Source organism: Cellulophaga sp. HaHaR_3_176 (assembly GCF_019021925.1).
Taxonomy (GTDB): Bacteria; Bacteroidota; Bacteroidia; order Flavobacteriales; family Flavobacteriaceae; genus Cellulophaga.
On the sequence record NZ_CP058990.1, the window covers coordinates 3,375,951 to 3,396,214 of the forward strand.

The window sequence follows — 20,264 nt, forward strand, 5'->3', positions numbered from 1 at the left end:
AGATTATTCTTTTTTGTAATCTTTAAGGTATACGTTTAATAGAAGCAATATTAGAATAAACATCGTTATTATTACAAAGCTAAAAGGGATTAAAAATTTATAACTTTTCCAAATTCCTTTAAGTTGAACTCCTTTTCTCGGAAAAGCAGATATAACGTTTAAAATGCTAGATTTATTGGCTTTTTCTTCATTGAGTTCAACTAACTTTTCTTTAAGCTCTTCTGTTTTATTAATTAAAGAAAGTTCTTTGTTTTCATTTCTACCATTTTCGCCAAGGTTTATGTTTGTGCCTTGCATTGGCTTATCTGCCTCTTTAAGCATTACTTTTTTATATAGTAATTGTAGAGAGTCAATTTCAGAAATTTGTTTACTGTATACACTTTCCTGTAATTTTAAATTGTTATCAGAAGTCTCCTTTTGTAAATTAAAATAATCATTTCTAGAAATAGAATTTATTATTGAAGGTTGAATTTTTTTAGCAATACTATTATCAGTAGCAGTTACAGATATGGTGTGAAAACGAGCATCAAATGAATTGAAGTTTTTAAGGTAGGCTTCCATATCAATAGCCTTTTGTGTAGTAGTATCTAAACTACGAACAAACTTATCAAATAATAAAACTTTTTGATTTTCATCTGAATATGACTCAACATTAAATTTTTTGATAGAAAAAGCTTCTTTTACTGAAATATCTAAAGCCTCGGCTAGAGCAGTTGAGTCTTGTGCTTCAGCTAATTCATTGTAAAAATTAACATTGTTATATAGTTGTTGAACACTATTAAAGTTTGGCTCTACAACCATTGAAGAGATGTATTCAGGCTCTTTTTTGAAATCTAAAAATATACCTATAGCTAAACCAATTACACCTGCAATAACAAATTTTAAAAAATGTTTTTGAAGAAATAATAAGAATAAAATAACAATTCCAAATAGCGATTTAAATACTTTTCCGATCGTACTAAATACTTTTCGAAAAGCATTTCCTATTAAATGGAATAATTGACCTAAATCTATCTCATCAGAAGAGTTGTTTTGTTTTTGTGGCAGTTGGTCGCTCATTATGGTTTTAATTATTAAAAATTTGTTCTAATATCTTTTCAGTTATTAGGTATGTTGGTTTAACTCCTGTAGTCCCTAGTCCACCAGAAGCTAATGTGCTACCAGTTTCCAAAGGATTATCTGATGCGTAGTAGGCATAACGTACTTTAACATCTTCTCTAATACTTTTACGTATTTTAGATGCAGATTGTATTGCTTTTTGGTAATGAACACCTTCCATTTCTAAACCAATCACATTCCATGTAGAAGCATGGAAAAACTTAAGGATATCTTTGTTTTGTAATGATGTACCTAAAACAGTAACCATAGTACCTTCTAATACTTTTAAGCCTTTATCTTTAAAATCATCAGCACAAAGCTCATTTTTAAAAGGATAATTATCAGCAGTTCCTTCAAAGATATGAGCAGAAGGAATCATTAAATCTCCTTTTCCACCTTCTAAAATACCAGCTTTACCCATTATCGATATTGATTCAATATCTAAAAATACCTCTTGGTTTTTTTTGAATTTGTATGGTCTTAATAATTCATCTATTGTTTCATACGCTTGCTCACCAAATGCGTAATCCATTACAAATATAATAGGTTTTTTCTCACTAGGAATATCTTTAGAGAAACTATAGCAACAAACATCATCCGTGAACTTAGCAGTATCAAATATTTGTACATCTATATTAGTACCAGAAAGATCATCAATAGCAATCATGCCATTTTTTAGAGCAATATCTGTAATTTTTTTACGTAAAGCGGTGTTTTCAGATGAGCTAAGCTGCTCATATATTTCTAAAGATTCTTTATTTGGGAATTCTTTAGCTAGTGCTTTTTTAGCAAATAAAGAATTCATAACACTATGCATGTTGGCACTAATAATATGAATAGGTCTATCTATTAATCCTGCAGTTTTTAAAGTAGACTTAATTCCATCAGCCCATCTTTCTCCGTGTATATGGTGCCCTAATCGCTCTCTTAATAATGGTGTAAATGTTATAGCTCTTTTATCAGATGTAAGCTCTTCCTCTATAGCTAATTTACCCAACCAATATATTATTTTTAAAAATCTATCTGGATTTTTCTTAGTAGCAAATTTTTCATAAACCTCCATTATTTCTGCAAAAGACCTTCCTAAAATATTAGCGGTATGTATAATTGCAATTTCTCTCTCGGCTTGAGTTAGCTTCGTTTTATTAACGGCACTTTCTAATTTATCCCAATCTCTAATAGTTTTTTCTGTATCTCCGATTAAAACTCTTTTCGAAATTTTATAAGATTCGATGAATAAAAAAGTAAGATGTGTTAGAATATCATAAATATCAGATCTACCTCTTGTTATTTCAATATTCATTTGCTCATCATCAATTCTATAGCAATTTCTTCTACGCTTTGGTGGAACAATTGCTTGAAAATGAGATTTGCTATAGCCTTCATCAGACGTTAAATTTATGAATCGGCATTGCTCTATACCTTCTGGCAACCTTTCTAAAACATAGATTAAACCATTTAGTTCACTTTTTTCATCAGCAATAGTACCATAAATTTCAGGTCTTAATTGCAGAAGTGCGTTTCTCAAGGTTTCACCAGAAACACCCATTGGCTTATAAAAACCACGATTAAATAAATGACGCATGGTTATGTATAGGCGCTCAATAGCGTTTGTAGATTCTTGTGCTCGGGTTGTATTTTTTGTTGTGCTCATGTGTTAAAATTCTAGTAAAATTACGATTATAATTCCATTTTCAAGTTTTATGAAGTTATACTCGTAATTAAGATCATTTTTTAAATTTTATTAGCTTATCGACAACATTTCTATCATTAGATAAGCGTTGTACCTTGTTTTGGCCTCCTAATTTTCCAATTGACTTCATGTATTCTCGGAAGCCTTCTTTTCCAATCTCGGTTACTTTAAGTGTTTGAAGTATTTTGCCATCAATTAAATCAAAATAATAACTGTTTTGTTCTTGTAATGTTTTATCAAGTATTTTTATAAAGATATCCATATTTGATGGCTTTTTCTCAAACTCGATAAACCATTCATGATACGGTAATTCATTTTCTTCTGGGACTATTTGCGGTGCGACCGTAAATTCGTTAACTGTTGCATCTGTTTCTTCAATAGCTTTTTGCATTGCAGCTTCAACTTCTTTACCAATTACATGTTCACCAAATGCCGAAATAAAATGCTTTATTCTTCCAGAAACTATTATTTTAAAAGGGTTTAAAGAAATAAACTGAACGGTATCTCCAATGTTATATGACCATAAACCTGCATTTGTAGAAATTATTAAAACATAGTTAACGCCTATTTCAACATCTGCGATAGTTAGTCGTTTCGGGTTTTCTTCAAAAAATTCATCAGATTTTATAAACTCATAAAAAATACCAGAATTTAATAAGAGAAGCATTCCTTTTTCTGTTTGAGAATTTTGATATGCAAAAAAACCTTCACTAGCAGGAAAGAGCTCAATGCTATCAACTTTTCTGCCTATAAGGTTTTCAAATTTAGCTCTATAAGGTTCGTAATTTACCCCTCCGTAAATAAATAAATTAAAGTTTTTGAAAATTTCACCTACTTTTTTAGAGCTAGTAAAGCTTAGTTTTTCAAAATACATTTGTACCCAAGAAGGTATTCCAGCAATTACCGTCATGTCTTGGTCTATAGTTTCTTTTACTATTTCATTAACTTTAGTATCCCAATCTTCTATACAATTAGTTTCCCAGCTTGGTAACCTATTTTTTTGTAAATAGTTAGGTACATAATGTGCAGAAATACCAGATAGCCTACCTAGCTTTACTCCATTTTTTTCAGTTAATATAGGACTACCTTGCAAAAATATCATTTTGCCATTTACAAAGTCAGAATTGCCTGTTTCATCAATGTAATTCAATATTGCATTTCTCGATGCTTCAACTTGATGTTTGATAGAAACATCAGTAATCGGAATGTATTTAGCACCAGATGTGGTGCCTGACGTTTTCGCAAAATAAATAGGTTTGCCTGGCCATAAAATATCTGATTTACCTTCAACAGCCTTTTGAACGTACTTTTTTAGTTCTTCATAATCTCTAACAGGTACATTTTCAATAAAATCTTTGTGAGATTTTATTTGACTAAATTTATGATCAATACCAAACTCTGTATTTTTAGCTTTTTCGATTAAATTTTCAAAAACTTTTTGTTGAGTTTGAATAGGGTTATTTACCCATTTTTGGGTGCGTTTAGATATTCTTCTGGCAAATAATTTTGCAGCTAGCGATTTCAATGACATAATTTAAATTATTTAAAATCGATATAATTTCTTGGGTTCACGGGGCTTCCATTATTCCATAATTCAAAATGTAAATGAGGTCCTGTGGTTAGCTCTCCTGTATTACCTACAGAGGCAATAACTTCACCTGATTTTACGATGTCGCCCTGAGATTTTGTTAAAGAGCCGTTGTGTTTGTAAACTGATAATAAACCATCTTTATGTTCTATTAAAATAACATAACCAGTATCAGATGTCCATTCAGAAAAAATTACCGTACCATTAGCGACAGATTTTACAGGTGTTCCTTTTGCAGCAACAACATCAATAGCAAAATGCTTGGTGTCTAAATTATAATCTTGAGATATAGTGCCATTTATTGGTGGAAACAAAATCAAATTTACACTTTTAGTATTTTTTTCAAATAAATTATATTTATCTTCAAGTGCTACTTGAGCTCTTAATACAGAATCTTCTCTAATTGGCGTTAAATCTATTGTAGAGGGGTCTAATTTAAATTGCTCAAATAATGAATCTCTATTAATTTTATTGTTTGTAATGTCTCCATTCAAAACCTTTCTAATATTATCTAAATACTTATTGGTATAATTTAAAACATGAACTAATGAATCTGTTTTGTATGTAAGTTCTGTAGCTTGTCTTTTAAGCTTTGTAGATGAATAGCCTGGTATATATTCCCTTAAAGGAGTAAAGGCTACTAAAACAGTAGTTAAAGCTATTAAACATATAATAAAAAGAGATCCAGTGATAAAAACATTTAATCTACTGAGTTTGAAAGAAACTTTTTCTTCAAAAGTATTTTCATTCAAGATGACTAAACGATACTTATGCAGTAGCTTTCGTTTAATTTCCTTTCCCTTTTTTTTGCTTTTTTTAGCCATATAACACAAATATAAGCTTACAATTGTATTTCACTAAAATACTTACACAATTTTAAGTTATATGAAATTAATATATAGATGCTTAATTTAAGGCATATTTACAATAAAATTATGCTTATTTAAACATTAACAATTTGTTGTTATTCTTTTTTAGTAAATTTGTAGTTCTAAAATAAACAATTATGATTTTTTCAGATATAATGTTAGCAATACCCGGACCAGCTTCTATCGTTTTAATTGTAGTAGCTATTTTGTTACTTTTTGGAGGAAAAAAAATTCCAGAATTAATGCGTGGGCTAGGAAGTGGGATTAAAGAATTTAAAGATGCATCTAAGGAAGATGAAACTACAGATAAGATAGAAGAGAAAAAATAGTTTTTCTTTTTAAAACATAATTAAAAGCCCTTGATTTTTTCAAGGGCTTTTTTTGTTTTTATGTATTTGTATTTTATCGATAGTTACTTTAAAAATGTGGCTTTTTGACTGTTTTTATTTTCCTACATATTTAAAAATACAGTAGAATACATCATTTTTCTTATACTTCACAACAAATAATATTTACACTATAAGGTATAAACTAGTTTTGGAGTTGAAATTTATATTGCAACTAATTATAAATTTTAAAGCTTTTTTAAAATACCTGCCATGAAAAATTTAATAGCATCAATTTTCTTTTTTTCTTTTTTGAGCTTATCTGCTCAAGAAAATTTAGATATAAGTTCTTTACCTCAAACTCAAATTTCTAATATTGATTTTAGTGATAGTCTTCTGGAGTCTTCTACAGATAATAAATCTAAAGTCTCAAAAGAAAAGCCGAGCAATTCTAAATTGATACAAAAAGCAGATTCTTATTTTGATAAAATGTGGTACGCTGAAGCTGCTGAGTTATATGAGTTGGCTTTAAAAAAGAAAAAAAATTATTCATTTGAAGTTTTAAAAAAAATAGGTGATTCTTATTATTTTAATACGAATATGGAAAAAGCTTACGAGTGGTATGATGTTTTATATAATACCTATAAAGATGATATGACAGCTGAAAATTATTTCAAGTACTCTCATACTTTAAAAGGTACAGGTAAATATGGTAAAGCAAAACGTCTTATGCGTATTTATAATAAGATGGAAAAAAAGAATTCTGAAGATACATCAGCACAAGATCTTAAAAATGAAATTTTATTAGATAAGATAATTAATACGACAGACAAGTTTGATGTTAAAACTGTTGCTGTAAATACTGAATATTCAGACTTCTCTCCGATGTTTTATGGTGATGATCAAGTTGTTTATGCATCATCAAAAGATTCATCGGTATTTAAAACTAGAAAGTATAAGTGGAATGATCAACCTTTTTTAGATTTATATGTATCTAAAGTAAACGAAGAATCTTCAGATCTTAAAAATGCAGTTAAATTTTCAAAAAAAATAAACTCTAAATATCACGAAGCTTCAGTTACTTTTTCTCCAGATAATGAAACGATGTATTTTACGAGAAATAACTATAAGAAAAAATTGAGAAGAGATAAAGATGGAGTGAATCATTTAAAAATATATAAATCTGTAAAAGTTGATGGTGAATGGGAAGAAGCTGTTGAGCTTTCTTTCAACAGCGATGATTATTCTACAGGTCACCCTGCATTAAGTTCAGATGGTAAATTATTATACTTTGTTTCTGATATGCCAGGTAGTATAGGTATGTCTGATATTTTTGTAGTAGATGTGTTAGAAAATGGTACATATTCAGAACCGCGAAATTTAGGGCCTGGAATTAATACTGAAAAGAGAGAGATGTTTCCTTTTGTTACTGATAATAAATTGTATTTTTCTTCTGATGGGCATGTTGGTTTAGGTGGTTTAGATGTTTATGAGGCTGCTTATACTGAAGAAGGTTTTGAAGAGGTTGTTAATGTTGGTAAGCCTGTTAATAGTAATATGGATGATTTTTCATATATAATAAATGAGGATAACGACAAAGGATATTTTGCATCTAATAGATTAGGAGGTAAAGGAGATGACGATATTTATTCATTTAAAAAATTAGAAATTGAAGAAGTAAATAGCTCTGCTATTTCTGGGGTTGTTACAGAGTTAATTACAGGAGATTACATGCCAAAAGCTATGGTTATGTTATTAGATGAGAACAATATTAAATTAAAAGAAGTTGAGACTGCAGAAGATGGAAGTTTTGTATTCGAAGATTTAGAAGGGGATAAAAAATATGTGGTTAGAACGGATAAGCAAGGTTATTTTGTAGACTCACAAGATATTACTACCGTGGTTGATGAAACAGCAATGTTAGATGTTACTCTTAAAAAACTACAAGAGCTTATTGTTGTAGAAGATGGTATAAAGAAGCTTAAAACAGATATGATTTATTTCAATTTTGATAAATCATTCATTAGAGATGATGCAGCTAAAGAATTGGATAAATTAGTTGCTGTAATGACAGAATATCCAGAAATGGTTATTAAAATTGAATCTCATACAGATAGTAGAGGTTCTAAAGTATATAACAGATATTTATCAGATAAGCGTGCTAAATCATCTAGAGATTACATAATATCTAAGGGTATAGATGCTTCTAGAATTGAAAGTGCAATAGGGTATGGTGAAGATAAATTATTAAATGAGTGTGATGGTACGGTTAGGTGTACTAGAGAACAACATGAATATAACAGGCGTTCAGAGTTTATTATATTAAAAATGTAAAATAAACAAAACGAAATAGAGACATATAAAAAAACCCAAACGATATAAATAAGTTTGGGTTTTTTGTTTTTATATAAAATTAAGTATCTTATCTTTTAAGATTAGCGCTTAATAATTCTCTATTCATTCTTGCAATATTTTCTAAAGAAATTCCTTTAGGACATTCAACCTCACAGGCTCCCGTATTTGTACAGTTTCCAAAACCTTCTAAATCCATTTGAGCAACCATGTTTTTAACACGATCTACAGCCTCAACTTGGCCTTGTGGTAATAATGCATATTGAGATACTTTTGCGCCAACAAAAAGCATTGCTGAAGCATTTTTGCAACTTGCAACACAAGCACCACAACCAATACAAGTAGCAGCATCCATTGCCTCATCTGCAGCGTGCTTAGAGATAGGAAGTGAGTTTGCATCTTGTGTATTACCTGAAGTATTTACAGAAATATAACCACCAGCATGCTGTATACGGTCAAAAGAACTTCTGTCGACTATTAAATCTTTTAATACAGGAAAAGCTTTTGCTCTAAATGGCTCAATAGTAATTGTGTCACCATCCTTAAACATACGCATATGTAATTGGCAAGTAGTAACACCTCTATCTGGTCCGTGAGCTTCACCATTTATAAACATAGAACACATGCCGCAAATACCTTCACGACAATCATGATCAAAAGCAACGGGCTCTTCTCCTTTGTTTATTAACTGTTCATTTAAAACATCCATCATTTCTAAGAAAGACATATGTTCTGAGATTTCAGTCACTTTATAATCGACCATTTTACCTTTCGACTGAGCATCTTTTTGACGCCAAATTTTAAGTGTTAAATTCATAGTATCTTTATTATTTGTATGAACGTTGTTTTAATTCAATTTCGTTAAATTCTAACTCCTCTTTATGCAAAATAGCATCACTAGGTTCTCCTTTATATTCCCATGCAGAAACAAAAGCAAATTCAGTATCATTACGTTTAGCTTCTCCTTCTTGTTCTCCGTCTAACTCAACAGATTCTTCTCTAAAGTGACCACCACAAGATTCTTCTCTTGCAAGAGCATCTTTAGCGAAAAGTTCACCCAATTCTAAGAAATCGGCAACACGACCTGCTTTTTCAAGTTCACTGTTTAATTCATTTGCAGCACCAGGTACACTTACGTTTTTGTAGAAATCTTCACGTAAAGCTTTAATTTCAACCATAGCTTCTTTTAAACCTTCAGCGTTACGGGACATTCCACATTTATCCCACATGATTTTACCTAATTTTTTATGGTAATAATCAACAGAGTGAGACCCTTTGTTAGAAACAAAGAAGTTTAATTTATCGGTTACTTCTTTTTCAGCAGCATCAAATTCAGGAGAATCAGTTGGTATTTTTCCAGTTCTAATTTCGTGAGATAAATAATCACCGATTGTATAAGGTAAAACAAAATATCCATCAGCTAAACCTTGCATTAAAGCAGAGGCACCAAGTCTATTTGCTCCGTGATCAGAGAAATTTGCTTCACCAATACAGTAAAGACCTTCAACTGTAGTCATTAAGTTATAATCAACCCAAACACCACCCATTGTGTAATGTACAGCTGGGTAAATCATCATTGGTGTTTTGTATGGATCTTGATCTACAATCTTCTCATACATCTGAAAAAGGTTACCATACTTTGCTTTTACAATAGCAGCACCTAAATCATATATTTTGGCAGCTGAAGCATTTGTTATGTTATGAATTTTAGCCTGCTCAACTCCGTAACGTTGTATTGCAGAAGCAAAATCTAAATAAACAGCTTCACCAGTTGCATTAACACCATAACCAGCATCACAACGTTCTTTTGCAGCTCTCGATGCAACATCACGTGGTACTAAGTTACCAAATGCAGGGTATCTTCTTTCTAAGTAGTAATCTCTTTGATCTTCTGATAAATCGGTTGGCTTTTTCTTGCCTTCACGAATTGCCATTACATCTTCCATATTCTTAGGCACCCAAATACGACCATCGTTACGTAAAGATTCAGACATCAATGTTAATTTAGATTGATAATCCCCTGAACGTGGAATACACGTTGGGTGAATCTGAGTATAGCAAGGGTTGGCAAAAAATGCTCCTTTTTTGTGTATTTTCCAAGCTGCAGTAGCGTTAGATCCCATTGCATTTGTTGATAAGAAATAAACATTTCCGTAACCACCAGAAGCAATAACAACAGCATGTGCAGAGTGACGTTCTATTTTTCCAGAAACTAAATCACGAGCAATAATACCACGAGCTTTACCATCTACTTTTACTACATCTAACATTTCATGACGGTTGAACGGGGTAATTTTACCACGTGCAATTTGTCTATTCATTGCAGAATAAGCTCCTAACAATAATTGTTGTCCTGTTTGTCCTTTTGCGTAAAAGGTTCTAGATACTAATACACCACCAAAAGAACGGTTATCTAACAATCCACCATAATCACGAGCAAAAGGCACACCTTGTGCAACACATTGATCAATGATGTTTGCAGAAACCTCAGCTAAACGATAAACGTTTGCCTCTCTAGATCGGTAATCACCACCTTTTACAGTATCGTAAAATAAACGATATGTAGAATCACCATCACCTTGGTAATTTTTTGCTGCATTAATACCACCTTGTGCCGCAATAGAGTGAGCTCTACGTGGAGAATCTTGGTAGCAAAATGTTTTTACATTATAGCCTAATTCTGCTAATGTTGCAGCAGCAGAACCACCAGCTAAACCTGTTCCAACTACAATAACATCAATATTACGTTTGTTGGCAGGGTTTACTAAATCAATATGGTTCTTATAATCAGTCCACTTTGTTTTCAATGGACCTTTAGGTACTTTTGAGTCTAATACAGACATAAGTATATAGTATTAATGGTTAAAATGATGATAAAGAGCAATTATTATAAATCCTAAAGGGATAATAATAGCGTATGCTTTACCAAAAGTTTGTAACTTTTCTTTTCTCATTGAAGTAACACCTGCCGATTGAAAAGCAGAGCTAAAACCATGCATAAGGTGCAATGATAAAAACACAAAAGCAATTACATACGCAGCTACACGTAATGGGTTTGCAAATTTGTGCGTTAGTTCTTCATAATAACGAAATCCTTCGCCATCAGCTAATAATCCAGACATGTCGCCTTGAATATATTTTGTATCAATTTCTGGCAACCAAAAATCAATAAAATGAAGTACAAGAAATGCTAAAATAGCAAGTCCACTGTAAATCATATTTCTACTCATCCAGCTAGAGTTAGCTGCTCCATTGTTTTTAGCGTATTTTACTGCTCTAGCATTTCTGTTTTTAATTTCAAGAATAAAGCCCATAATGAAATGATACATTACTCCAAAAATTAAAACAGGCTGCAATACATATTGAACGGCCCAAAATGTACCCATAAAATGCGAAGTTTCATTAAACGCATCAGGACTGAAAACCGATAAAAGATTTATTGCAAAATGTTGAAGTAGAAAAAACATTAAAAAGAAAGCAGAAAGTGCCATGGCATACTTTCTACCAATTGAAGATTTAAAAAATCCGCTCATTAGTTGTTAGTTTTATTTACAAATTTACAGCACAAACAAGTTATTAACAAACTTTAGTAATAAATCCTATGCTTATTTAGAATCAAAATAAGTAATTGGTTAACCAATTAGTAAGTTTAAACTAAAAACTACTAAAACGTTTGAAATTTAAACCTCTCAGACCTTAAAATGAGAAATATGATTACTCAAAAAATCAAACCAGCTAGTTTGTTTCCTGCGATTTTCATTAAAAACCAGACTAAAAAGAGGGTTTCATCTAACTTTTTTTGATATTTATCAGATGTACTGCTTAAAGTTTTTAGTTTTTGAAATACCCAAACAAACTAAAGAGTTTGTTTGGGTATTTAGCTAATCTGTTGCAACTCCAAAGTAAATCCACTCTACATCTCCACTATAATTGTTATGTTGGCTATGTAATTCTCCTTGTTCTACAGTAATACAATCACCCGCAATTAGGATGTTGGTTTCTCCGTTTACTATAAAATCTATTTTTCCTTTTTGTATGTAAAAAACCTCATACATAGTGTCGTGTTTATGCTCTTCAACAAACTGTCCGGGTTTAAAAATAGCGCTACCAAACATCATTATATTTGGAACATCTCCTTTTTCTAAAAACACCTTTTTTTTAATTTCAGAATTATGTGAAACTCCTAATTCTGTTAATTTATTTGTATGTACTAGTTTCATTTCTATTCTATTTCAAAAGATATGGTTTCTTTAGTTTTATCACCCGTAATTTTTATAATGTATTTTCCGGCTGGTAAATATGTCTTTCCGTTTTTAGCCTCTAATAATTCTGTTTTTACTCTTTTTAAATAAGCTGATTTTCCAGATTTTGAAAATGCTAAATCATATGATAATATGTTAAAACCTTTTTCTGCATTTATAGTAGTTGCACTAACGGCTATTGTGTTTTCGGCATAAACAGTTGCCTCTAAAATTTCTGGATTGTTTGTGAAAAAAGTAATATCTAAACCTGGTGTTTGAGGTTCGCCCCAAGTGCTCCATGAGTTACCCCAATTTTTAGAATGTTTTATGTTTTTAGGAGAAAATGCATGAAAGTCTTTCGAGAGCATTTCAGGATTCATTTGCTGTATGGTGGCAATATCTGCCTTATAAATACTTCTGCCATGTGTACCTACTAGTAAATGCTTTTCTTTAGATTGAATTACTAAATCATGTACAGCAACATTCGGAATTCCGTTTTGAAAAACTTCCCATGTTTTTCCTTTATTGAAGGATATATATAAGCCGTTGTCTGTACCCACAAATAATAGGTTTTCATTAGTTGTGTCCTCTAGTATCACATTTACTGGCGAAGCAGGAATGTTAGCCCCTATGTTTGTCCATGTTTCACCATAATCATCACTTGCATAAACATAACTTGAAAAATCATCATTTCGATAGCCATTTAAAGTAGCGTAGACTCTTTCTTTTTTGTGTTTTGAAGCCGCAACTCTAGATACCCATAAGTGCTGAGGTAATTTAGAAGAAATTACAGACCAAGTTTCTCCTCCATTTTTTGAGACTTGTAGTAATCCATCATCACTTCCGGTATATAGTAAACCAAATTTTAATGGCGATTCAGATATTGTTGTTAGCGTTCCGTAAGCAACATTGCCTGCTTTACCACCATTAGTTAAATCTTCAGAAATAGTTTGCCAATCGTCTCCATTGTTAAGAGAGCGGTGTAATTTGTTTCCTCCTAAATATAAGATATCTTGATTGTGGGTTGATAATAAAATAGGTGTTTGCCAGTTAAAACGATATGGAGTTTCACCTAATTCATGCTTTGGTTGAATGTATGTTCGCTTATCGTTTTCTAAATTAATTCTATAATAATTGCCGAACTGATACCCTGTATAAACAATGTTAGCGTTTCGATTGTCAATTTCAACTTGCATACCATCGCCACCCATTATTGATTTCCAAGAGTACTCACCTGTTTGATGCCAACGAACACTTTCTTTTGTTGTATTCGGACCTTTCCAAACACCATTATCTTGTAAACCTCCATAAACATTATACGGGCTTTCGTTATCTACATTAATAGCGTAAAACTGACCAACAGGAGGAGCATTGCTTTTAATCCAATTTTTTCCATCATCATAAGAAATATTAATACCACCGTCATTACCATTTATTAAATGTCCAATCATTTTAGGGTTAATCCATAATGCATGATGATCCGCGTGTACGTTATCTCCATTAATAGAGGTATACGTTTTTCCAGCATCATCCGATTTTATAATAGGTACTCCACCTAAATATATTTTATTAACATCATTTGGGTCAACATTAATTTGAGCGAAATAATAGCCATAGCTATAAAAAAGGTCATCGATATAATCTTCATTTTGTTTACTCCATGTTTTCCCTCCATTATTAGTACGGTAAACTTCAGCTCCAATAACAGGAGTGTCAAATAACATTGAATTTGCGTCTTCTAAATACTTTGCTAAATCTTCTGGTTTAACAGATCCGCTTCGCACCAATTGTTTTACATTGTCGGCTCTATATTTTTCATGAAAACCATTTGTTTTTAAAAACTCATTTAATTTTTTGTCTTTTATCTTTAAAAGTTCATCAGAAGACATATTCTTAAAATTATCTTTTCTTAAGCCACCTTCTTTTTTATTAGAATCTGGTGTTTTTTCTCGCCTATACTGGTTGTCGTGAACAGCATAAACAGTGTTTTCATCAAAAACAGCTAAACCAATTCTACCAACGCCCTTACCTGTCGGGAAACCACTTTCAGCAGTAGAAACTTTCATCCAAGAGCTACCGCCATCAATACTTTTGTATATTCCAGAGCCATCACCATTGCCAATAAAATCCCATGCTTTTCTATCTTTTTCCCAAGCAGCAGCATACATAATTTTAAAATTATTAGGGGTATAAGCAACATCAATAATACCTACCGAATCATTTATATATAAAGTTTTATTCCACGTTTTTCCGCCATCTGTAGTTTTGTAAATCCCTCTATTTTCATTTGTAGAATATAAATGACCCGTAACTCCAACAATAACCTCGTTTGGGTTATTGGGGTTAATCACTATTCTTCCAATATGGTGAGAATCTGGTAAACCTACGTTTTTCCATGTTTTACCTTTGTCTGTAGATTTTAAAATACCAATTCCTGAATATGATGATCTTGATGCGTTATTTTCTCCTGTTCCTACCCAAATGGTTTCTGTTTTCCAATCAACAGCAATATCACCTACATTTTGTGTGTCAGAATTGTCTAGTAAAGGAGTAAAGGTGGTTCCGTTATTGTTAGTATACCACAAACCACCTGAAGCGTAGCCTACATAAAATTCTGTTGGGTTTTCTGGGTTTACATCTAAATCTACAACACGACCACTCATTACTGTTGGTCCGATATTCTCAAATGGGATGTTTTTTACGATAGATTTTTTTTGTAAATCACTCTTTTTTTGAAGTGAATTTATAATTATTTCTGGTTTTGTAGATGAAGTTTGTGAGAATGAAAACAGCGTACTTAAAATAAGTATTGTGGTAAAAATTTTGCTCATAATTGTAATCGTTGGAATTAGTCTTTGGAAAGTTACTAAATAAGAGTTTAAATTTCTGAAGACTTATAGTTTTCTTAAGATTTTGTGCATCAAGAAGAACATATATTATTCTTATTTTTGATGAAATAAAAAATTGAATATGAAGTACGATATTATAAGTAATAGCTTGTTTAAAAAAAACAGGAATAAATTTATGGAGAAAATGCTTCCAAAAAGTTTGGCAGTTTTTAATTCAAATGATGTTTATCCTATAGGTGCAGATAGTACTTTGCCTTTTGAGCAACACAGAGATATTTTTTACCTATCAGGGGCAGATCAAGAAGAAACTATATTGGTTTTGTTTCCAGATTCTTTAAATAAAAAATACAGAGAGGTTTTATTCGTTCGTGAAACAAACGAACATATTGCAGTTTGGGAAGGTGAAAAGTTGACTAAAGAAAAAGCTACTGAGGTTTCAGGTATTGAAACTATTTATTGGCTTTCTGACTTTGATAAAATTTTCTTTGATTTAATGACGGAAGCAAATACTGTTTATTTTAACACTAACGAGCATTACCGTCAGGCAGTTGAAACGGAAACTAGAGAAGATCGATTTATTCAGAAATGTAAATTGCAATTTCCAGCGCATCAATACGCAAAGAGTAACCCTATTTTACAAGAAATTAGAGGAGTAAAAGAGCCAGAGGAAATAGTATTAATGCAAACTGCATGTAATATTACTGAAAAAGGATTTAGACGACTTTTAGGTTTTGTAAAACCAGGTGTTTTTGAGTACGAGATAGAGGCAGAGCTTTTACATGAATTTATTAGAAATAGGTCTAAAGGTTTTGCGTACACACCAATAATAGCATCAGGTAATAATGCAAATGTTTTGCATTATCTTGAAAATAATAAAGAATGTAAAGCAGGTGATTTAATATTGATGGATGTTGCAGCAGAATATGCTAACTATTCTAGTGATTTATCGCGTACCATACCTGTAAGTGGGAAATTCACAACGAGACAAAAAGAAGTTTATAATGCAGTCTTACGTGTAAAAAATGAAGCAACGAAAATGCTGATTCCTGGCACAATTTGGGCAGAATACCATAACGAAGTTGGTAAAATTATGACATCTGAGCTTATAGGTCTTGGTTTATTAGATAAAGCTGATGTTGATAATGAAGACCCTAACTGGCCAGCATACAAAAAGTATTTTATGCATGGCACAAGTCATCATATTGGTTTAAATACACATGATTATGGTGCTTTAAAAACACCGATGAAGGCAAACATGGTTTTTACTGTTGAGCCGGGTATTTATATTCCAAATGAAAATATGGGTATTCGTTTAGAAGATGATGTTGTGATTCAAGAAAAAGGAGAACCTTTTAATTTGATGCAAAATATTCCGATAGAAGCAAATGAGATAGAAGATTTAATGAATAAGTAACAGATTTTGTAGATGATTATAGATGTTCATACTCATATAAATAATTACCACGAAGATCGTGTAGTTTCTCTTGAAGAATGTTTAGATAAACTAACGCAGACCATGATAGAGAATAATGTAGATTATTCATTGGTTTTAACGTCGTATAAAGTAAATGAGCACCGACCGAGCACAAAGCAAGTGGTTGAGGCTATTAAAGGTAGAGACAATCTAGGTGTGGTGGCTGGTATCAGTTATTTAAACTATAATCATCGCGATTTAAGAGAAATAGGTGATTATTTAGAGCAAGGTTTAATAAAGGCTTTAAAATTTTACCCAGGTTATGAACCTTTTTATCCAAATGATATTCGTTTGAAAGTGGTTTATGAAATGGCTTTAGAATACGATGTGCCTGTAATGTTTCATTCAGGAGACACCTATGCGCCTACTGGTAGAATTAAATATTCACATCCAATACATATCGATGATTTAGCAGTTGACTACCCTGATTTGAAAATTGTTATTTGCCATGTTGGTAACCCATGGATTAAAGACTGTATGGAGGTGGTTTATAAGAACAAGAATGTTTATGCTGATATTTCAGGACTAGTTTTGGGAGATTTTTCAACTAAGTTTGAGAAGTATATGAAAAAAGGTATTGAAGAGATGATTACCTATGCTGGTAACCCTAAATACTTATTATATGGTACTGATTGGCCAATTTCAAATATGAAATCTTATTTAAAGTTCATGAAGCATCTTAATATACCAGATGATAAAAAAGAACTCATACTTTGGGAAAACGCTGTTGACCTATATAAGATTGATATCTCAAAACTGAACAAATAAAAAACGACCCAAATTTGGGTCGTTTTTAGTTTTGGATGAATTTGTAATTACATTCTTGGTAATACAACAGTATCTACAACATGTATAACACCATTCGATTGGTTAACATCTGCAATTGTAACAGTAGAAACTGTGCCAGAAGCATCTTTTAATTTAACCATTTTACCGTCTAACATAGCCGTTATTTTAGCTCCATTTACGGTAGTAAATTCAGCCATACCTTTTCCTTTTTTAATAGCCCTTACAATATCTTTAGCACTAAACTTTCCAGAAAGAACATGGTAAGTAAGTACTGATTGTAATTTTTCTTTGTTTTCCATCATTAATAAGCTTTCTACAGTTCCTTTAGGAAGTTTGTCGAAAGCAGCATTTGTTGGTGCAAAAACAGTAAAGAGACCATCGCCTTGTAATGTTGCAACTAAATCGGCAGCTTTTACAGCAGCAACTAAAGTTGTGTGATCTTTTGAGTTAATGGCATTAGAAACAATATCTTTTGAAGGGAACATTTCAGCTCCACCCACCATTTTAGTGTCCATGTCCATTTTTTTATCTTTTTTAGAAGACATGTCCTGTGCAAAAGATGAAGTAGATATTATTAATACTACTGCTAAACTTATTGATTTTAAAATTTTACTAATTTTCATATTATTATTTTAATGATTACACAATTACTTACGAGCTTTAATCTCTAAGGGTTTCGTTTTATCTTTTTTAAAACATTTAATAATTTTAAGATTTTGAAAAACAGTAGTTTATAATCTTAATGTATTTTGCGCTTAATAGCTTTTTTGTTGCAGAAGTTGTTATCAAAAAGCTGTTTTTAATATGAAACTCTAATTTATATAACCAACAGTTATTAAGGTTATGTATACCTTTGTTTACTTATAAAAATATAATTATGCTTGGTTTAAAATTAGCAACAGACCCTCGCTGGGCCAATTTAGTAGAAAGTAATATTGAAGAAATATTAACAGACCATGCTTGGTGTGAGCAAAAAGCAGCCACAAATGCAATTACTATTATTTCTTTAAACTCTGAACATGAAGACTTAGTTACTGAATTGTTGGCGTTGGCTAAGGAAGAGTTAGAGCATTTTCAAATGGTTCATGAGATTATAAAACAACGTGGATATACGTTGGGTAGAGAGCGTAAAGATAGTTATGTGAATGAACTTTTTAAGGTGCAAATGAAGGGTGGGAGCAGGCAACAAGCTCTTGTAAATAGATTATTGTTTTCTGCAATGATAGAGGCTCGTAGTTGTGAGCGTTTTAAAGTGCTTTCAGAAAATATAAAAGATAAGGAGTTGTCTGACTTTTACAGAGAGTTGATGATCAGCGAAGCAGGCCATTACACTACATTTTTAAGTTTTGCCCGTAAATACGGTGAAGGCATCGATGTGGATAAACAATGGAAAGAACTTTTAGAAAAAGAAGGTGAAATTATTAAAAACTACGGGAAGTCAGAATCTATTCATGGTTAAACCTCTGTGTTAGATTTGTAGCTACAAATCCTATAAATGCAGGTAGTACCCAACCCATACTTTGTTTAGCAAAAGGAATGTAGTTTTTAAGTGTAGAAATATAGTTTCCTAAACCAACAGTATCTAAAAAGTCAGGAATACTAAAAAGCATTGTAATTACAATAACAACTCTAAAAACTTTAGCAGAGGCAAATTTATCAGGTGCCACGTTTAAAAGAATTAAAACAATTGTTATTGGGTATATAAACATAAGAGCTGGTAAAGCAATTGTTATAATATAGTTGACATCAAACTGTCCCATTACAACGCCTAAAACACAACCAGAAATTGCCGTGATTAGGTAGGCTTTGTTGGACTCTTTAAAAAGATGTTTCATAAAGTCTGCTGTACCCGCTACAATACCTACTGCTGTAGTAAAACAAGCCAAGCTAACTAGTATACTTAAAATTAGGTTAGCGTTGTTGCCAAGAGCTTTTGTGCTTACCCCATTCAATAAGGCTATTCTTGTTACATCAGGGCTAAACTCTTTATGCATAACGGCACCTGTAAGTATTAAGCCAGTGTATATTAATAATAAAGCAATACCTGCTAAAAAACCAGCTTTTCTAATTAGATCTTTTTTCTCTTCATAGCTAGCGCCTTTTTCACTTAAGTTTATAGAGACTATGATAACACCACCAACAACAACAGCACCAATAGCATCAAAAGTTTGATAGCCTTCTCTAATGCCATTTGAGAAAGGATTAGCGAATAGTGTTTCGCCAAAACTTAAATCGAAAGAGAAAAGAGTTATACTTATCACAATTAAAAGAATAAGAATGATTGCTGGGGTTAACAGTTTTCCTAAAATATTTAATATTTTAGATCTGTTGATTACGAAAATAAATACAAGAGAAAAGTAACATATACTTGTTATAATATAATCGAAATTGAAAAAAGGTTGTATTGCTATTTCGTGTGTTACAGAAGCTGTCCTTGGTGAGGGTAGGCTGATGGAAATTGCGTAAATTAATATGGAATAAACTAAACTAAACTTTGGAGATACTTTTTTTCCAAAATCAAATATAGTTCCCTGTAGTTTTGCATGAGCTAGTATTCCAAAAATAGGAATTAAAACTGCGGACAAACAGAATCCGATAGCAACTAACCACCACATCTCTCCAGATTGGTACCCTAATAATGGAGGGAATATTAAATTACCTGCCCCAAAGAATAGGGAGAATACGGCAAAAGTAGTGACTAGAATTTTTTTAGTTTGATGCATGTTTTATTAAAAAAATAAAGGAAAGATAGTAGAAATTATCACATTGATGAGGTGTTTTTCCTCCTTGAATTGTGCATTTTATCGAAAAAAGAGCTAAAAAGTGCTTTTTTTTGAAAAAAAACAAGGGAGTATTCAATAAAATAAGGCAATCTATCGTTCTAAAAATAAAGCATTTACATTTCTCTTAAAAGAGAAGATAATAAAATCACTTTACCAACAACCATATTGCAAATATAAGTCCCAAAACTTACATGCATGATCA

16 protein-coding genes are annotated in these 20,264 nt (G+C 31.6%); 5 read left to right on the forward strand and 11 right to left on the reverse strand.

The window, feature by feature from the left end; all coding sequences use genetic code 11:
- Positions 1-3: 3 nt before the first annotated feature.
- The 4 genes from H0I23_RS14845 to H0I23_RS14860 all read right to left on the reverse strand — a co-directional run bounded on the left by H0I23_RS14845 (position 4) and on the right by H0I23_RS14860 (position 5,203).
- Complete coding sequence (locus H0I23_RS14845; protein WP_216784069.1) at positions 4-1,059, reverse strand: hypothetical protein; 1,056 nt, start codon at positions 1,057-1,059, stop codon at positions 4-6.
- Positions 1,060-1,066: 7 nt separating this feature from the next.
- Positions 1,067-2,752 (reverse strand): hypothetical protein, encoded by a 1,686-nt coding sequence (locus H0I23_RS14850; RefSeq protein WP_216784070.1) that lies wholly within the window; start codon positions 2,750-2,752, stop codon positions 1,067-1,069.
- A 73-nt stretch (positions 2,753-2,825) separates the two neighbouring features.
- Positions 2,826-4,322 carry a GH3 auxin-responsive promoter family protein gene (locus H0I23_RS14855; RefSeq protein ID WP_216784071.1) on the reverse strand — a complete coding sequence of 499 codons (1,497 nt, stop codon included), beginning with the start codon at positions 4,320-4,322 and terminating at the stop codon, positions 2,826-2,828.
- Positions 4,323-4,330: 8 nt separating this feature from the next.
- Entirely contained in the window at positions 4,331-5,203 is an 873-nt protein-coding gene (locus H0I23_RS14860; RefSeq protein ID WP_216784072.1) for a M23 family metallopeptidase, read from the reverse strand.
- A gap of 182 nt (positions 5,204-5,385) precedes the next feature.
- Between H0I23_RS14860 and H0I23_RS14865 the strand changes: the two genes are divergently transcribed.
- A complete protein-coding gene (locus H0I23_RS14865; RefSeq protein ID WP_305853425.1) occupies positions 5,386-5,577 on the forward strand; it encodes a twin-arginine translocase TatA/TatE family subunit in 192 nt (63 codons plus the stop codon).
- 270 nt (positions 5,578-5,847) lie between these two features.
- A complete protein-coding gene (locus H0I23_RS14870; RefSeq protein ID WP_216784073.1) occupies positions 5,848-7,908 on the forward strand; it encodes an OmpA family protein in 2,061 nt (686 codons plus the stop codon).
- Between the two features lie 88 nt (positions 7,909-7,996).
- On the opposite strand, the gene H0I23_RS14875 is transcribed toward H0I23_RS14870, so the two are convergent.
- The 5 genes from H0I23_RS14875 to H0I23_RS14895 all read right to left on the reverse strand — a co-directional run bounded on the left by H0I23_RS14875 (position 7,997) and on the right by H0I23_RS14895 (position 14,998).
- The gene (locus tag H0I23_RS14875) at positions 7,997-8,743 is read right to left on the reverse strand and encodes a succinate dehydrogenase/fumarate reductase iron-sulfur subunit (protein ID WP_216784074.1); all 747 of its coding nucleotides are present in this window, start codon (positions 8,741-8,743) and stop codon (positions 7,997-7,999) included.
- Positions 8,744-8,753: 10 nt separating this feature from the next.
- On the reverse strand, positions 8,754-10,769 hold the full coding sequence (locus H0I23_RS14880) for a fumarate reductase/succinate dehydrogenase flavoprotein subunit (protein WP_216784075.1): 2,016 nt from the start codon (positions 10,767-10,769) through the stop codon (positions 8,754-8,756).
- A 12-nt stretch (positions 10,770-10,781) separates the two neighbouring features.
- Entirely contained in the window at positions 10,782-11,459 is a 678-nt protein-coding gene (locus H0I23_RS14885) for a succinate dehydrogenase cytochrome b subunit (protein ID WP_216784076.1), read from the reverse strand.
- A 348-nt stretch (positions 11,460-11,807) separates the two neighbouring features.
- Positions 11,808-12,146, reverse strand: a complete 339-nt coding sequence (locus H0I23_RS14890) for a cupin domain-containing protein (protein ID WP_216784077.1) — start codon at positions 12,144-12,146, stop codon at positions 11,808-11,810.
- A gap of 2 nt (positions 12,147-12,148) precedes the next feature.
- Positions 12,149-14,998 carry a sialidase family protein gene (locus H0I23_RS14895; RefSeq protein ID WP_216784078.1) on the reverse strand — a complete coding sequence of 950 codons (2,850 nt, stop codon included), beginning with the start codon at positions 14,996-14,998 and terminating at the stop codon, positions 12,149-12,151.
- A gap of 139 nt (positions 14,999-15,137) precedes the next feature.
- Between H0I23_RS14895 and H0I23_RS14900 the strand changes: the two genes are divergently transcribed.
- Together H0I23_RS14900 and H0I23_RS14905 are read left to right on the forward strand one after the other, a co-directional pair.
- Positions 15,138-16,430: an aminopeptidase P family protein gene (locus H0I23_RS14900; RefSeq protein ID WP_216784079.1), complete on the forward strand. Its 1,293-nt coding sequence runs from the start codon at positions 15,138-15,140 to the stop codon at positions 16,428-16,430.
- Between the two features lie 12 nt (positions 16,431-16,442).
- Complete coding sequence (locus tag H0I23_RS14905; RefSeq protein WP_216784080.1) at positions 16,443-17,258, forward strand: amidohydrolase family protein; 816 nt, start codon at positions 16,443-16,445, stop codon at positions 17,256-17,258.
- Between the two features lie 47 nt (positions 17,259-17,305).
- Here H0I23_RS14905 and H0I23_RS14910 read toward each other — a convergent pair whose 3' ends face one another.
- Complete coding sequence (locus tag H0I23_RS14910; protein WP_216784081.1) at positions 17,306-17,902, reverse strand: fasciclin domain-containing protein; 597 nt, start codon at positions 17,900-17,902, stop codon at positions 17,306-17,308.
- A gap of 254 nt (positions 17,903-18,156) precedes the next feature.
- On the opposite strand from H0I23_RS14910, the gene H0I23_RS14915 reads away from it, so the two are divergent.
- On the forward strand, positions 18,157-18,738 hold the full coding sequence (locus H0I23_RS14915) for a tRNA-(ms[2]io[6]A)-hydroxylase (RefSeq protein WP_216784082.1): 582 nt from the start codon (positions 18,157-18,159) through the stop codon (positions 18,736-18,738).
- Here the strand turns inward: H0I23_RS14915 and brnQ are convergent.
- Entirely contained in the window at positions 18,725-20,002 is a 1,278-nt protein-coding gene (gene brnQ / locus H0I23_RS14920; protein WP_216784083.1) for a branched-chain amino acid transport system II carrier protein, read from the reverse strand. The genes H0I23_RS14915 and brnQ overlap by 14 nt on opposite strands.
- Between the last annotated feature and the right edge of the window lie 262 nt (positions 20,003-20,264).

Coding starts and splice junctions, on each gene's coding strand:
- H0I23_RS14890 (WP_216784077.1), bottom strand. CDS start 12,146: ATGAAACTAGTACATACAAATAAATTAACAGAATTAGGAGTTTCACAT.
- H0I23_RS14875 (WP_216784074.1), bottom strand. CDS start 8,743: ATGAATTTAACACTTAAAATTTGGCGTCAAAAAGATGCTCAGTCGAAA.
- H0I23_RS14895 (WP_216784078.1), bottom strand. CDS start 14,998: ATGAGCAAAATTTTTACCACAATACTTATTTTAAGTACGCTGTTTTCA.
- H0I23_RS14885 (WP_216784076.1), bottom strand. CDS start 11,459: ATGAGCGGATTTTTTAAATCTTCAATTGGTAGAAAGTATGCCATGGCA.
- H0I23_RS14865 (WP_305853425.1), top strand. CDS start 5,386: ATGATTTTTTCAGATATAATGTTAGCAATACCCGGACCAGCTTCTATC.
- H0I23_RS14870 (WP_216784073.1), top strand. CDS start 5,848: ATGAAAAATTTAATAGCATCAATTTTCTTTTTTTCTTTTTTGAGCTTA.
- H0I23_RS14880 (WP_216784075.1), bottom strand. CDS start 10,769: ATGTCTGTATTAGACTCAAAAGTACCTAAAGGTCCATTGAAAACAAAG.
- H0I23_RS14905 (WP_216784080.1), top strand. CDS start 16,443: ATGATTATAGATGTTCATACTCATATAAATAATTACCACGAAGATCGT.
- H0I23_RS14850 (WP_216784070.1), bottom strand. CDS start 2,752: ATGAGCACAACAAAAAATACAACCCGAGCACAAGAATCTACAAACGCT.
- H0I23_RS14860 (WP_216784072.1), bottom strand. CDS start 5,203: ATGGCTAAAAAAAGCAAAAAAAAGGGAAAGGAAATTAAACGAAAGCTA.
- H0I23_RS14910 (WP_216784081.1), bottom strand. CDS start 17,902: ATGAAAATTAGTAAAATTTTAAAATCAATAAGTTTAGCAGTAGTATTA.
- H0I23_RS14845 (WP_216784069.1), bottom strand. CDS start 1,059: ATGAGCGACCAACTGCCACAAAAACAAAACAACTCTTCTGATGAGATA.
- brnQ (WP_216784083.1), bottom strand. CDS start 20,002: ATGCATCAAACTAAAAAAATTCTAGTCACTACTTTTGCCGTATTCTCC.
- H0I23_RS14855 (WP_216784071.1), bottom strand. CDS start 4,322: ATGTCATTGAAATCGCTAGCTGCAAAATTATTTGCCAGAAGAATATCT.
- H0I23_RS14915 (WP_216784082.1), top strand. CDS start 18,157: ATGCTTGGTTTAAAATTAGCAACAGACCCTCGCTGGGCCAATTTAGTA.
- H0I23_RS14900 (WP_216784079.1), top strand. CDS start 15,138: ATGAAGTACGATATTATAAGTAATAGCTTGTTTAAAAAAAACAGGAAT.